Here is a 14,446-nt window from a genome sequence, read left to right as displayed (position 1 = left end):
ATTTGTAAATTGAAACTTGCGTCTGTGTTAGCCGTCAGTTATGACTGACTTGACCAAACAAGTCATACTCATCCGCGCTGTGAATCTTCACAGGGACGATAGTTCCTAGCTTCGCCTCGCCCTCAACGTAGACCAAACCATCAACTTCTGGGGAAAATCTGCCAGAACGACCGATTAATTTCCCATTTTCAGGATTTTCTTGTTCAATCAGGACTTCAACGGTTTTGCCGACTTCCTGCTGGTTTTTGCGCCAAGAAATTGGTTGCTGGAGTGCCATGAGGCGATCGCGGCGTTCATCCATCACCTCTTGGGGCAGTTGGTCGGGTAGTTTGTATGCGGCGGTTCCTTCTTCCCTTGAGAATGTGAACACGCCCACATGGTCAAACTCATGCCGTTGGACGAACTGTAGTAAATGCTCAAATTGTGCTTCTGTTTCTCCAGGGAAGCCTACTATCAATGTTGTCCGTAACACAGCACCTGGAATGGCTATCTTGAGGCGCTCGATAATTTCATCGTTGACTCGCCCTTGCCAGGGACGGTTCATGGCACGGAGAACTTCGGGATGAGAATGTTGTAGGGGCAAGTCTAGATATGGTAACACGTTCGGCGTTTCTTGAATTGCCGCTATGACATCCGGGGTTAATCCCGTGGGATAGGCGTAGTGCATCCTGATCCAGGGTACATTAACTTTCCCTAAAGCCCGCAGTAATTCGGCTAGTTTCGGCTTACCATATATATCCAAACCATAGTTTGTGGTGATTTGGGAAATAAGAATGATCTCTTGTACCCCTTGAGCAACTAGCTGCTCTGCTTCAGCCACTATAGATTCTATAGTACGCGATCGCTGGTTCCCGCGTAAGTGGGGAATTATGCAAAATGCACAACGGTAATCACACCCTTCTGCTACTCGCAGGTAAGCAACACCTTCGGTAGTAGTTCGGTAGCGTGGTGTAGTTTCATCTGCAATATAAGTGGGTTCGGCACTAACTAGCGTTAAGCGCTCGCCTTGCTCTGCTCTTTCAATTACGTTAACTATCTTATGGTAATCCCCTGTGCCAACTACAGCAACTGCTTCTGGCAATTCTTCCAATAATTGTTCTTGGAAGTGTTGCGCCATACAGCCTGTAATCACAATTTTTTTGTTGGCTTCTGCCAGTTCTACTAAAGTTCTAACAGATTCTTCTCTAGCGGCTTCAATAAAACTACAAGTATTGACAATTACGTAATCGGCTAACTCTTCATTTGTATCTACACCATAGCCTGCTTTGACCAGCAGCCCTAGCATATGTTCGGTATCAATTCGATTTTTCTCACAGCCCAAGTGAGAAATTGCTATTGTTGGCTTTTCACCCATATTTTGAAAAAAACTTCCAGTTTTTTCTTGTTATTAAACACAAAGCCCGATAATTTCGCTCTTTGTTATTCGCACCCTTAAACAGCAGCGATCTTGTGGTTTTATCCACTGTCAACAACTGCCTGTAAACCTTGACATTGACTATTTCAAGTCATGTTATGATGTTTTTATTAGCTTGTGTCCCAGGGTAAATTGTAGTGTCTTTAGATAAATCTGACACTTTTTAATATTTTTTAACAATTCGCCTGTTGGTATTGTACATTACCGCAGCAGCGTATGCTTTTTTAATTTACCCATCGGGAAGCCGCCCAAAGGGCTGGTTGTGAGAAGTCGCTACCCTTCAGGGAAATCGCTCTTGCGACTACGCCCATAAAGCAGTAATGCTACCCTGAACATAAGGCTTGACCTACGACGAAACGCAGGGACTCTGCCGAAATCATGGGAAGCCGCCTTGCGTGTTGTGAGTGGCAAACTCCTCTTGTAGTCAAGTTTTATCTTAACATAACTTATGGTTAGTTTTATGCCAAATTCTCTCGTCAGGAGGAGGCAGTAAAATGGGGGGTTGGGGGATTGGGGGGAGATGAGGGGGATGAGGGGGATGAGGGAGATGAGGGAGATGAGGGAGATGAGGGAGGAACCCACCCCTAGCCCCCTCACAAGTGTAGGTTTTTAATATAGCAGTGAGTAAGGACTATAAAACTAAGGAGAAAATCATTGTTTCATCCACCCCTACACCCCTACACCCTACACCCTTACACCCCAAACCAAGGTTTTTGGAACACCAGTAAAAAACCTACACCTGTCAGCCCCTAGCCCCTCCCTGGAGGGGAACGGGGAGATGAGGGAGAAAAATAAGCAGAGGGGCAGGGGGCAAGGGGGAAAATTCCTTTCCCTTGCTGCCTTCTCCCTGCTCCCTTGCCTCTTCTGTCCCCAGTACCCAATCCCCAGTACCCAATCCCCAATACCCAATCCCCAATACCCAATCCCCAATAACCAATCTCTGACAATAGTTAAAAGACGTGGACTTATATCAATTATTTAAAACTCGAACACCGATAATTGGCGTAGTGCATCTGCTACCATTGCCGACTTCCGCCCGTTGGGGAGGTAGTCTCAAAGCAGTGATTGACCGTGCAGAACAAGAGGCAACCGCTCTGGCTAGTGGTGGTGTTGACGGTATTATTGTAGAAAACTTTTTTGATGCGCCGTTTACAAAAAATCAGGTAGATCCGGCAGTTGTGAGTGCTATGACTGTGGTAGTGCAACGGATACAGAATTTGGTGACGTTGCCCATAGGGTTAAATGTGTTGCGGAATGATGGCAAAAGTGCAATGGCGATCGCTAGTTGTGTCCGCGCTCAATTTATCCGTGTCAACGTTCTGACAGGAGTGATGGCGACAGACCAAGGGCTAATTGAAGGAGAAGCGCATCAATTACTCCGCTATCGCCGAGAATTGGGTAGCGATGTGAAAATTCTCGCTGATGTCTTGGTCAAACACGCCCGTCCTCTGAGTTCCCCTAATCTCACCGTGGCGGTGAAAGACACTATCGAACGGGGTTTGGCAGATGCGGTGATTTTATCTGGCTGGGCTACAGGTAGCCCCCCCAATCAAGAAGATTTAGAACTAGCTTGTGGTGCAGCCAATGGCACACCCGTATTTATCGGCAGTGGGGCTAATTGGGAAAACGTTGGTACACTGTTGCAAGCTGCCAATGGTGTCATTGTTTCCAGTTCCCTGAAACGCCAAGGTAAAATCGAACAACCAATCGACCCAATTCGCGTCAGCCAATTTGTGGAAGCTGCACGTCGCAATTGGAACTCTAAAGGTGAGAATAAATCTATTTCTTCAGTAACTATACATTCTTAGGGACTGGGGACTGGGGATTGGGAACTGGGGAAAGCCTTCTTGTTTTCCCCTCATCTCCCCCCACTCGCCCCACTCCCGGTTGGTGAGCGTAGTCGTTCTCTACGTTCGCGGAGCGTGTCGTAGACAGAGGCTGCGCCAACGCGGAGCGCGTCTCGCAGAGAACCACATCTCCCCCATCTCCCCCCACTCCCTCATCTCCAAATACCCAATACCCAATACCCAATTTATGATTCGTCGCCGTTCTACTCCTTGGATACATAAATGGTCGCGTCCGATAATTGCCGCGATCGCCGGTCTTGGCGCTCTCAATACCGGCTATCTAACTATAGAAAAATTAACAGGAGGTAGCCCTGCTTGTGTAGCGCAGGCTGGTGCTAAAAGTTGTACTGATGTACTCTCTAGCCCTTGGGCTACAATTTTTGGACAGCCATTAGCCTTGTTCGGGTTTTTGGCATATACCGGGATGTTAATCTTAGCTCTAGCTCCCCTTGTACTGAAAGCTGGAGAAAATAATAAAGACAAGCGGCTAGAAAATGCAACTTGGTGGCTACTGTTGGTGGGTGCGATCGCCATGTCCGTCTTCAGTGGCTACTTAATGTATTTGCTAGCATTTCAAATCAATGCCCTTTGCCTTTATTGCATCAGTTCGGCTTTATTCTCCCTCAGCCTTTTGGTACTAACAATTGTTGGGCGATCGTGGGAAGATATCGGGCAAATATTTTTCACTGCTTTGATTGTCGGCATGGTGACTCTGATTGGCACTTTAGCCGTTTACGCTAATGTCAATAAACCAGATTTTAGTGCCAGCATACCACCTGGACAAATACCTGCATTTGTGCCTCAGACCAATCCTAACCCTGAATTTGGCTGGGAAATTAACACCACTTCCGGTGAGGCAGAAATTGCCCTCGCACAGCACTTAGTTAAGGTAGGGGCTAAAGAATACGTCGCCTTTTGGTGTCCCCACTGCCATGAGCAGAAGTTACTCTTTGGTAAAGAAGCTTATCAAATTATCAGTGACAATAATATTAAGGTAGAGTGTGCTGCTGAAAGCCCCAACGCCAAAGTAGAGTTGTGCAAAGCAGCTAACATTCAAGGCTTCCCGACTTGGATTATCAACGGAAAAAGCTATAGCGGAGTCCAAAATCTTGCAGAACTAGCAAAAGTTTCTGGTTATACAGGCCCCAGTAACTTTAAGTACTTTAAGTAAAATCACTGCTAATAATCTTGTGTGGCTATCTAGCCCATACACTAAGAAATATTACTGAATCAACAGTCAACAGGTAGCCAAGTGGAAATTATTATCGGTTGACTGTTTTGTTGATGTCAAACACTACAAAGTGCTAATTATAGCCGGGAATAAGCAGCAGTCCCTATTTTAGCATTTATTTAGTACACTTAAGTGAATAGTTTTCTGTCCATGTTAATACTACATAAAGAATGATACAAGTTGTCTCAAAAAGTATGGCGATTACAACTAAGTGAAAATATACTATTAATAAATACTACTTAGATTAAGAAGATGTTTTAAAATTTATCTTGTGTAGCAAAAAATTTTACACACCCTTAAATCACCTTACAAGGTTCATTTAAAGCGTTTTTCGTTTTTAAGAGAGTTGAGGTGGAGCAGTATATCCTAAAAACCAGAGTTAACCATTAAAAAGAATTAAGCTTGTTTGATTAAATAATCAAATACTCATGCGCTATTATTTGGAGGCATACTATTGAATTCCTAGCATTTTGGTTTCATAAATATAATTTGTGATTGAGCTATATTTGATAGCAACTTGATAGCAACTTGATATTTAATAAGTCTGATATCAGATCCGTAAATACTAAGAACGTTTAGAAGCCAGATTATTCTTATAATTGGATATCTAATTATCAGGATTTCTGACTTCTAAATTATGAATTTTTAACTTGTTTTTTATAACTAAAATATAAGATTCTCCCGCTTGGGTATTGGGAATGAGTAAGCAATTAGACAAGCATTTTATCAAGTTAATGCGAGGACTGAAACAATGCCTTAGTCGAGTACCTAGAGACTTAACGACTGCTTCTCTTATTGTGCTTTGTGTTCTGATGTTGCGTTATGTGGGACTACTGCAACCCCTGGAATTAGCAGCATTGGATCAATTTTTTCGTTTGCGTCCCTATGAACAACCTGATAATCGCATTACTATAGTCGCTGTTGATGAAGCATCTTTGCGTAATGGATTCCCTATTCCTGATAGTATTATTGCTGAGTTATTAAAAAAATTACAAGCCAATCAACCCCGTGCTATTGGTTTAGATATTTATCGCGATTTGCCATCGAAGGATGGTAATAAAATTTTGATAAATACTTATAAATCAATGCCGAATTTAATTGGTACGCAACTATTGGCTAATAACCAAAGTCCTCATGTCCCACCACCACAAGGATTAAATAGTGAACAAGTAGGTTTTAATAATCTACTCTATGATATTGATGGCAAAGTCCGCCGTAGTTTATTGTATTGGCATATTAATAATATTCCCTATGAAAGTTTTGCTTTGAAGTTAGCTTTATTATATTTAAAGTCAGAGCAGGTTTTTCCCACAAAAGCAGCTATAGACCCAAAATATTTGCAGTTGAAAAAGGCAGCATTTATTCGGTTTCAGGAAAATGATGGTGCTTATGTGAGAGCTGATGCTAGAGGCTATCAAATTTTGTCTAATTTTCCCAAGCCAAGCTGTCATAATTTTAGTAAAGACTCCTGTCCTTTCCGAAAGGTGAGTATGGTAGATGTGCTGGCTAATAAAGTCCCAAAAAGCTGGATTCAGGATCGGATTATTTTAATTGGTTCTACAGCTCCTAGTATTCAAGATTTTGTGTTTATTCCCTATTCTAGTGATCTGATAAAAGGAGCAAAGCCTGTACCGGGGATTGAGGTACAGGCTTATTTTGTTAGTCAGCTAATTTCTGCGGCTTTAGAAGGAAGACCATTACTACAAGTTTGGTCTAAGTTCTGGGAATGCTTATGGATTTTTCTTTGGTCTTATTTAGGTGCAGTCACAGCATGGCGGATACGTCATGCTGTCTCAAGCATTGTGGCAATATTTATTGCTTGTAGTCTACTTTTTGTAGTTGCTTATTTGACTTTTTTATCAGGGTGGTGGATACCTTTAATTCCCTCGTTACTTGCTTTTACTGGTTCAGTAATATGGATTACTAACTATCTTGCTCATATACAAGAAGAATTAAAGCGTTCTAAAGAATTTCTGCAACAAGTAATTGATACAATTGCTGACCCCATTTTTGTAAAAAATGAGAAACATCAATGGGTTGTTTTAAATGAAGCTTACTGCCGATTGATTGGTTATCCTGATAGTTTGTTAATTGAAAAGTCGGAATTTGATTTTTTTCCTAAACATGAAGCGGAGGTTTTTCGAGAGCAAGATGAGTTGGTGTTTGCAACTCAAAAACCCCAGGAAAATGAGGAAGAATTTACTGATGCTTTTGGGCAAACTCATTTGATTGCGACTAAGCGATCGCTGCACAAAGATGCGGCTGGTAATTTCTTTCTAGTTGGGGTAATTCGGGATATAACTCAGCGCAAGTTGATGGAAGAGGAACTGAAGCGCACCGCCGCAGAATTGTTTCGCTCTAATAATGAATTAAAACTTAAAGAAGACCATTTACGTTATTTAGCTTATCATGACTCCTTAACAGGTCTGCCTAATCGTAAATACTTTGCTGAACAACTTTACGAATCTATTAACTGGGCAAAAGAAAAAAATCTTTTACTGGGGCTACTATTTATTGATCTAGACGGCTTTAAGCAAGTTAATGATACCCTCGGTCACGAAATGGGCGATCGCTTATTATTAGTGGTAGCTCAACGACTCAGCAATTCTTTGCGTACTAGTGACATAGTTGCTCGTTTGGGCGGTGACGAATTTACTGTGATTCTCCGCCCAATACCTGATGTGCAAGTAGCTGCTAAAGTTGCTGAAAAAATCCTCTTGAATATCACTGAGCCAATTGTCTTCAACGGAAGTAGCACTAAGGTTTCCGCTAGTATTGGTATTAGTATTTACCCAAACGACAGTTTAGATACTGATACGTTGCTAAAACAGGCAGATGCTGCTATGTACCGAGCCAAACATTTAGGGAAAAACCGTATTGAATTTGCTTGACAATCCCACGGCTATCAAAACATCGCTTACGTTCGTACCATTTCACGTTAAGTTGACACCAATGAAGGGTGTAGGGGTCTGACTTTTCACGGCATCTGAAAAACCCTACTGCCATATTCATTACTTCAATAAAAACCTGCCCTTAAAAGCATCCCTATACTTTTGTGTTTCTTGAAAGCCTCCTACGGGCGCGATGAACGCTCCCGCAAAACCCGCAAAATATGAAAGAAACACAACTATTCCCTATTTTCTTGTTTCTGTCACCTGTCACCTGTGTTTCTTAAAAGTTAAGTAACTATACAAGTTACTGAAATTGTTAAATAATCTTTATAAAGAATTAATAAATTTATAATTAGTTATTTAAATTTGACATATCTTTAATATAAAGTTTTGGCTAACAAACTGTATTTTATGCGTAAAAATACGTAATTTGCTTTTAGCGATGTAAGTATATACACTAACAATTATTAAAAAAAGATTAAAGAAACATGAGTTTTCTATTTCTGTTGTGGTAATTAATGAATACATATCACTTTAGACCGAGAAATATTTCTAACCGCAGATAGGTGTTTAAAATCTGTTATCAGTTATATTTCTTAATTACGACAGCGTTCTGAGGGCAATTCCTTAAACAATGTGACTTCTAACTTGACCGTAGTTAAGTTTTTATTTCTCTGGCGAAGTAATAAATTTACAGAAAATTTAATTTTTGGAAAAGCTCAGGTTTGCTTTTGTAAAAAATTAATAACGTTCCCATAAATCAGAAATTTAAAAGCTTATGAGAACCAACTTGACAGTCATCGGAGTTTTAATATTTTGCATCAGTGCGGGTCTAGTCATTCCCAAGGTGGCAGATGCTACAGGAAACTTAAGGTCTTCGCTATCGGTTGGTGGTTCTACAGACACTAGCTCAATCACCCAGAACCCTGGAGAAAATTTATTGGACTCGCAAGAATTGTACGTTCCGCCCAATTTTGGAGGCCCAGATAGTCAGCATGGTAGCGGCACTCGCTAAATATGGCAGGGGATAGGGGACAGGCTACAGGTGCTTAAGTCGCTGAGGCTGTTGATATTTTGGTTAGCTTTTGTCCTCATCTATCGAACCTTCATTCCGCACCTGAAACTGTCACAAAAGAAATGATAGGGAATATGTCCGCTAGTTTTTGATTCAAAACCAAAGTCATCAGGGATGGAAAGTGAAAAATCAAGCGGGAGTTGGGAAAAAGCAGGATAGTGATAAAAAATACTGCATAAAAAAGTAGAGTTACTGAAAATAGAGTGAATAACTCTTGCAAAAGTTGATAAAAAGAAACCTTGAGTAAAATGACAATCAAACTAGTTATAAAATGCGATCGCTTGGGTTCCGTTACAAGCGATCGCACTAACACTAGATTTTGACTAGCTGCTTAATAACAGCTTATTAAGACAATAGCATATCTAGCGTAAAGCTAGAGGTAACAGGTGAGAGTTGTCATTGATTATCTGGTTGATAGCGAATTAACGCCTTAACTCGTTCTGGGGACAACCCTAACTCTTGAGCAAGCTTGGCTTCTAGTTTGCGAGGTTCGACGATCGCAAATTCAAATATCATCGTTTTCAGCGTTGAGTGATTTGTTTTGACGCTCACAAAAGATATTCCTTTGTGCGGAAGAGTTTCCACTTCAATAGCCATAATCTTTTTCTTCATCTGCCATGCCATTTGGCTATCGGCTTGGAGATATTTTTTATGGTCGTAGCCTCGACTGAGTATTTGCTCACCGATGAAGCTGCTTCCCAACCAAAAACTCAACCCAATTAGCGGCAAAGATAACCAGAACACAAGACCTAATGTTCGTAACACTGGAAAAAGTGGAACTTGACGCATAAAAGGGTGTATGGGTGTATGGTGGAATTTTAACTTGGCGATCGCTTTTTTGGTTATTATAAATCTACTTTAGGTTTCAATCCCTAATAGGGATTAGGTGAAATTTAAACTGAAACCATTGCACCGCATATTATTAAGCTTGTTTCTAGTGTTTCAATCCCTAATAGGGATTAGGTGAAATTTAAACTTGTCCTTTATATCAAGGTTGCCTGTGGGCTAAATTGTTTCAATCCCTAATAGGGATTAGGTGAAATTTAAACTCTGTGCGCCTCCCATGAAATGCGGCGTTGCAAAGTTTCAATCCCTAATAGGGATTAGGTGAAATTTAAACTTTAGCCTGCAAAATAGCACAAGGAATCCGATGAAGTTTCAATCCCTAATAGGGATTAGGTGAAATTTAAACTTTATTGTAAGCCTGAGAATTACCAGGCTATTAAAGGTTTCAATCCCTAATAGGGATTAGGTGAAATTTAAACACGTTGTGCTGATTACTGTATCTGAGCATCATGAAAGTTTCAATCCCTAATAGGGATTAGGTGAAATTTAAACGTTAGTTGTTTGGCATCATCAGGTACACATCTGCTGTTTCAATCCCTAATAGGGATTAGGTGAAATTTAAACGCGATCGCGCCTAAGCCCCCAGCTACAGCCACGATGGTTTCAATCCCTAATAGGGATTAGGTGAAATTTAAACTAACGATGGACTCAGCAATATTAAGCGATATACTGTTTCAATCCCTAATAGGGATTAGGTGAAATTTAAACCAAGATTTGGTGCAAAAGGTTAATGAACTAGAGCAATTGTTTCAATCCCTAATAGGGATTAGGTGAAATTTAAACTTCAAGTTACTTGTGCGACCTTTAGAGTGGTTGAGTTTCAATCCCTAATAGGGATTAGGTGAAATTTAAACAATTTACCCCATTGAAAGTTATCTCACCGAAGATGGGTTTCAATCCCTAATAGGGATTAGGTGAAATTTAAACGGTATCTGTTGATTCGTCGTAATCAACCTCTATTAAGTGTTTCAATCCCTAATAGGGATTAGGTGAAATTTAAACTTATTCGTCTGCGTTGGTTCAAAGATTTAATTACCCCAGGTTTCAATCCCTAATAGGGATTAGGTGAAATTTAAACCCCACAACGATTAGGCTAGGGTTAGCTGTTCCTAGTGTTTCAATCCCTAATAGGGATTAGGTGAAATTTAAACACTAGTTTACAGAGTGTTTTGCGGAATATCTTAATGGCGTTTCAATCCCTAATAGGGATTAGGTGAAATTTAAACCTCTAATAATTAAATCTCTTTGTTCAGCGCCATAAGTTTCAATCCCTAATAGGGATTAGGTGAAATTTAAACTCAAGGTGGGAGAATTATCAGATACCATTGCGTGGTTTCAATCCCTAATAGGGATTAGGTGAAATTTAAACGCAACTATGCGGTGGAGTGACTTGATTCCACTTAGTTTCAATCCCTAATAGGGATTAGGTGAAATTTAAACGCAATAGCTAAAAATATAAAAGTTCCGATTAAACGTTTCAATCCCTAATAGGGATTAGGTGAAATTTAAACAGAGCCGAGGCATCCTGTGGGTTGCGCTATTTCACAGTTTCAATCCCTAATAGGGATTAGGTGAAATTTAAACCTTATTGGCTAATTTTTCTCCTAAGCGGATGCGGTTTCAATCCCTAATAGGGATTAGGTGAAATTTAAACTTTGTTTCACTTAGTTTGACTTCTCCTATTTTTTCAAGTTTCAATCCCTAATAGGGATTAGGTGAAATTTAAACGCCTTAGCATTATTAGCTGTGCTTTTAGCTTCCCTGTTTCAATCCCTAATAGGGATTAGGTGAAATTTAAACCCGATAAGTTGAGCGACAGAGTAGGCGCAGTAGAGAGTTTCAATCCCTAATAGGGATTAGGTGAAATTTAAACGTAGAGTATGATGTCTGATTGGTTATCTATTGGGTTTCAATCCCTAATAGGGATTAGGTGAAATTTAAACTTTTTGGGCATTACAAGATATAGAGGATAATCAACTGTTTCAATCCCTAATAGGGATTAGGTGAAATTTAAACGCAGGTGAGGTTATTGTCAGAGGATATTGTAGGGTTTCAATCCCTAATAGGGATTAGGTGAAATTTAAACAATATTGATCCGAGCTTACACCCGCAAGGCTTTAGTTTCAATCCCTAATAGGGATTAGGTGAAATTTAAACTGCCCGGCTCCAGAAGCATTGATATATTTGGTTTTCAAGGTTCAGTTTCGTCAACCTAGAGATAAAATAGCGTTTCAGGCGATGGGTTGTCAAGAGGTGGTCAATTAAAAATCGCTCAAAAGTACTTCTGGTAAGGGTTTCAGAGATTGCGTCAACCTCCTTTTTCATATGATTGGCTGGAACCTAAGCAGGATAAGGGATTGGGGCGAAAAAATTGATCAGTCTGAAAAAACACCTACAGGTTGACGCAAAAGGCTGGGTTTATCAGCATAATTTGAGTTACTGACACTTTTGTGTCACTGTTGTAACTTAATCTTAAAATAAGTAAGCGAAAAACACAGCAAGCAAAACAAATCTGATGTTAATCTTACTGGTGGAAGATGACCCAGCACAGTTAGAGCCATTACGGACAGCGTTGTTGAAAGTTGGGCATACAGTGGATGCGATCGCAGACGGAGAAACAGCCCAATGGTTCGCTTTTCGCAAGGATTATGACTTACTAATATTAGATTGGATGTTGCCCAAGTTAAGCGGCATTGAACTGTGCCAAGTATATCGCCGGGCTGGAAAAGCGGCTCCTGTACTGATGTTAACGGCAAAAGACACAGTTAGCGATAAAGTAGCGGGTTTGGATGCGGGAGCCGATGATTATTTAGTCAAACCAGTGGATGTGCTAGAGTTGTTGGCGCGAGTGCGAGCATTGGGCAGGCGATCGCCAATGTGGCAAGGCGATAAAATCAGCTTGGGCGATTTGCACCTACATTTATCTAACCTGACTATTGAACTTGATTCACAAACAACTCAGCTTTCCAGCCGAGAGTTTCAACTGATGGAATATTTCATGCGTCATCCCCGACAAATATTATCCCACGACCAAATTGAACAAGCTCTTTGGAGTTTTGGCGAAGAACCAGAAAGTAATGCAGTCACAACCTTAATTCGCCGCCTGCGTCAACGTCTGCAAGTAATTGGTGCTAGAGATTGGATAGAAACAGTGCATCGTGTCGGCTATCGCTTAAACCCACCTTCGTAGGGGAGTGGGGATTGGGGATTGGGGGGAGATGAGGAAGAAAGGTATACAAGATTTAATGACTAAAAATATATACTTATACCAATTTTCTATGAAGTTGCACCGAATAAATAATGTAGAGACGTTGCATGCAACGTCTCTACAGTCTTACTTGCTCGCTAGTTGGCGTAGCGTTCCTTAAAAAAGAAATACAACAAGCTAAAGCTACTTCTCCCTCATCCCCTCATCTCCCCGTTCCCCTCCCTACGGTGTACACACAAGTCTGATAACCTAGTCAGACAACGTTTTGATCCCCCCTAACCCCCCTTAAAAAAGGGGGGAACAAGAATCAAAGTCCCCCTTATTAAGGGGGATTTAGGGGGATCAGACCACATTTTGCACTCAGCACAGAGATGTGTGTACACCGTAGGTTCCCCTCCTGGGAGGGGCTAGGGGTGGGTTACTACCTCATCTCCCCCCAATCCCCAATCCCCAATCCCCAATCCCCAATCCCCAATCCCCAATCCCCAATCCCCAATCCCATGTTTGATCACAGTCGCCGTAATCTCGCTCACTGGTTTGCCCTATCGATGGGTGGAATTTTGTTTGCTTTTGCAGGCGTGGGTTACTGCTTAAATGTGGAAGAACAGTTGCGATTTTTTGATGATGAACTGTTTCGTCAGAGTAAAAGCTTTGCCACAAAAACCCAGTACGCGCTTTACCAAAGTAAATGGCAAACACAAACTGCACCGACTCCTATAGATGATGGTGTCCCTTTAAATAACAGATTACTTTACGCCCGTTGGTATAACGCTAACAAGCAACTTGTGCAGTTTATCGGTTCATCGGATGCGAAACATTTAACTACAGAACCTGGATTCAAAACTTTGCAAGTTCTAGCTGCATCAAACAAATCCTCTAGTGAAACTATCTGGATTCGCCAAGTTACTATTCCTGTGATGAAGGATAAGGTGTTACTTGGTTATTTTCAAGCAGCCGCCCCAATGGACTCTCTACGTGGTAGCTTGAATCAAGCCCGCTTGTTTTTGGCTTTGGGTGTGCCGATTACTTTTGGGGTAATTGGGATTACTGGTTGGTTTTTAGGGGGGTTGGCGATGCGTCCCAGTCTCCAAGCTTACCAGCAATTACAGCGATTTACCGCAGATGCTTCTCATGAATTGCGTACACCTATAGCCACGGTATTAAGTAATGCTCAAGTGGCGCTGATGCCACCGGAAGATATTTCTGAACAAAGACAGCGATTACAAAAGATTGCCGAAACTGCTAAGTTAATGACTACGCTGATCAATAATTTGTTGTTCCTATCACGTCATGATGTTTCGCTGGCACAAACGAAATTAAAACCTGTGGATTTGAGTGAAATGTTGCGATCGCTAGCTGTGGAAGTCACTCCCCAAGCCACTAGCAACAACCTCAAGTTTCATCCTCAAATTCCCCGTCAGCCTATAATTGTTCACGCAGATGTTAATTTGCTCAGACAAGCTATCCTTAATCTCCTGACTAATGCTTTTAAATACACAGCCACAGGTGGAGAGGTGCAACTACGACTATTGAGCCAATCCCAGCGTGCTATCATTCAGGTGGAAGACAATGGTATAGGTATACCTGACACCGATTTACCCTATATTTTTGAGCGATTCTATCGAGTAGATACGGTGCGCTCTCGTGAAACTGGTGGCTTTGGATTAGGACTAGCGATCGCTCAACAAATTGTACAAGCCCACCAAGGACAAATCTCTGTGAAAAGTCTACTAGGTGAAGGTTCTACTTTTCAAATTGAACTATCATTATTTAACCACACTACAGAAGCTAGGTTGGAAAAATACAAATTTTTTCAGAAAATCTTTAACAGTGAACAGTGAACAGTTATCAGTGAACAGTTAAATACCAAAGTGAAACAGCACACCAATTGATGGATGGAAGACTTTGGGAGACACTGCTTTATCCCCCACCAC

General features: G+C 41.1%; 9 protein-coding genes and 1 CRISPR repeat array. Of the genes, 6 read left to right on the top strand and 3 right to left on the bottom strand.

Annotated features, from left to right (window positions below; translation table 11 throughout):
* Positions 1-34 precede the first annotated feature (34 nt).
* A complete protein-coding gene (rimO, locus tag H6G83_RS20060; RefSeq protein WP_190475537.1) occupies positions 35-1,354 on the bottom strand; it encodes a 30S ribosomal protein S12 methylthiotransferase RimO in 1,320 nt (439 codons plus the stop codon).
* A gap of 1,019 nt (positions 1,355-2,373) precedes the next feature.
* On the opposite strand from rimO, the gene btpA reads away from it, so the two are divergent.
* Positions 2,374-3,222, top strand: a complete 849-nt coding sequence (gene btpA / locus H6G83_RS20055) for a photosystem I biogenesis protein BtpA (protein WP_190475535.1) — start codon at positions 2,374-2,376, stop codon at positions 3,220-3,222.
* Here the strand turns inward: btpA and H6G83_RS20050 are convergent.
* Positions 3,209-3,445: a hypothetical protein gene (locus H6G83_RS20050; RefSeq protein ID WP_190475533.1), complete on the bottom strand. Its 237-nt coding sequence runs from the start codon at positions 3,443-3,445 to the stop codon at positions 3,209-3,211. The genes btpA and H6G83_RS20050 overlap by 14 nt on opposite strands.
* A 3-nt stretch (positions 3,446-3,448) precedes the next feature.
* Between H6G83_RS20050 and H6G83_RS20045 the strand changes: the two genes are divergently transcribed.
* The 3 genes from H6G83_RS20045 (at position 3,449) to H6G83_RS20035 (ending at position 8,398) form a co-directional block, all read left to right on the top strand.
* On the top strand, positions 3,449-4,432 hold the full coding sequence (locus H6G83_RS20045) for a vitamin K epoxide reductase family protein (RefSeq protein ID WP_190475531.1): 984 nt from the start codon (positions 3,449-3,451) through the stop codon (positions 4,430-4,432).
* A 758-nt stretch (positions 4,433-5,190) separates the two neighbouring features.
* A complete protein-coding gene (locus tag H6G83_RS20040; RefSeq protein ID WP_190475529.1) occupies positions 5,191-7,383 on the top strand; it encodes a CHASE2 domain-containing protein in 2,193 nt (730 codons plus the stop codon).
* A gap of 778 nt (positions 7,384-8,161) precedes the next feature.
* Positions 8,162-8,398 carry a hypothetical protein gene (locus H6G83_RS20035; protein WP_190475528.1) on the top strand — a complete coding sequence of 79 codons (237 nt, stop codon included), beginning with the start codon at positions 8,162-8,164 and terminating at the stop codon, positions 8,396-8,398.
* 456 nt (positions 8,399-8,854) lie between these two features.
* Here the strand turns inward: H6G83_RS20035 and H6G83_RS20030 are convergent, their stop codons facing one another.
* Complete coding sequence (locus tag H6G83_RS20030; RefSeq protein WP_313936563.1) at positions 8,855-9,223, bottom strand: hypothetical protein; 369 nt, start codon at positions 9,221-9,223, stop codon at positions 8,855-8,857.
* Positions 9,224-9,320: 97 nt separating this feature from the next.
* Positions 9,321-11,461: direct repeats of the CRISPR family, unit length 37 nt; unit sequence GTTTCAATCCCTAATAGGGATTAGGTGAAATTTAAAC.
* Positions 11,462-11,819: 358 nt separating this feature from the next.
* On the opposite strand from H6G83_RS20030, the gene rppA reads away from it, so the two are divergent.
* Complete coding sequence (gene rppA, locus H6G83_RS20025) at positions 11,820-12,494, top strand: two-component system response regulator RppA (protein WP_190475523.1); 675 nt, start codon at positions 11,820-11,822, stop codon at positions 12,492-12,494.
* 518 nt (positions 12,495-13,012) lie between these two features.
* Positions 13,013-14,353 carry a sensor histidine kinase gene (locus tag H6G83_RS20020; protein WP_190475522.1) on the top strand — a complete coding sequence of 447 codons (1,341 nt, stop codon included), beginning with the start codon at positions 13,013-13,015 and terminating at the stop codon, positions 14,351-14,353.
* Positions 14,354-14,446: the final 93 nt, after the last annotated feature.

The organism is Anabaena azotica FACHB-119 (assembly GCF_014697625.1).
In the GTDB taxonomy this organism is placed as follows: domain Bacteria; phylum Cyanobacteriota; class Cyanobacteriia; order Cyanobacteriales; family Nostocaceae; genus Trichormus; species Trichormus azoticus_A.
The sequence above is the reverse complement of the archived record's forward strand: the minus strand, read 5'-3'. Positions and strand labels throughout refer to the sequence as shown.

Bases quoted from the DNA above. Each gene is read 5' to 3' on its own strand.
- rimO (WP_190475537.1), bottom strand. From the start codon at position 1,354: ATGGGTGAAAAGCCAACAATAGCAATTTCTCACTTGGGCTGTGAGAAA.
- rppA (WP_190475523.1), top strand. From the start codon at position 11,820: ATGTTAATCTTACTGGTGGAAGATGACCCAGCACAGTTAGAGCCATTA.
- H6G83_RS20045 (WP_190475531.1), top strand. From the start codon at position 3,449: ATGATTCGTCGCCGTTCTACTCCTTGGATACATAAATGGTCGCGTCCG.
- H6G83_RS20035 (WP_190475528.1), top strand. From the start codon at position 8,162: ATGAGAACCAACTTGACAGTCATCGGAGTTTTAATATTTTGCATCAGT.
- H6G83_RS20020 (WP_190475522.1), top strand. From the start codon at position 13,013: ATGTTTGATCACAGTCGCCGTAATCTCGCTCACTGGTTTGCCCTATCG.
- H6G83_RS20040 (WP_190475529.1), top strand. From the start codon at position 5,191: ATGAGTAAGCAATTAGACAAGCATTTTATCAAGTTAATGCGAGGACTG.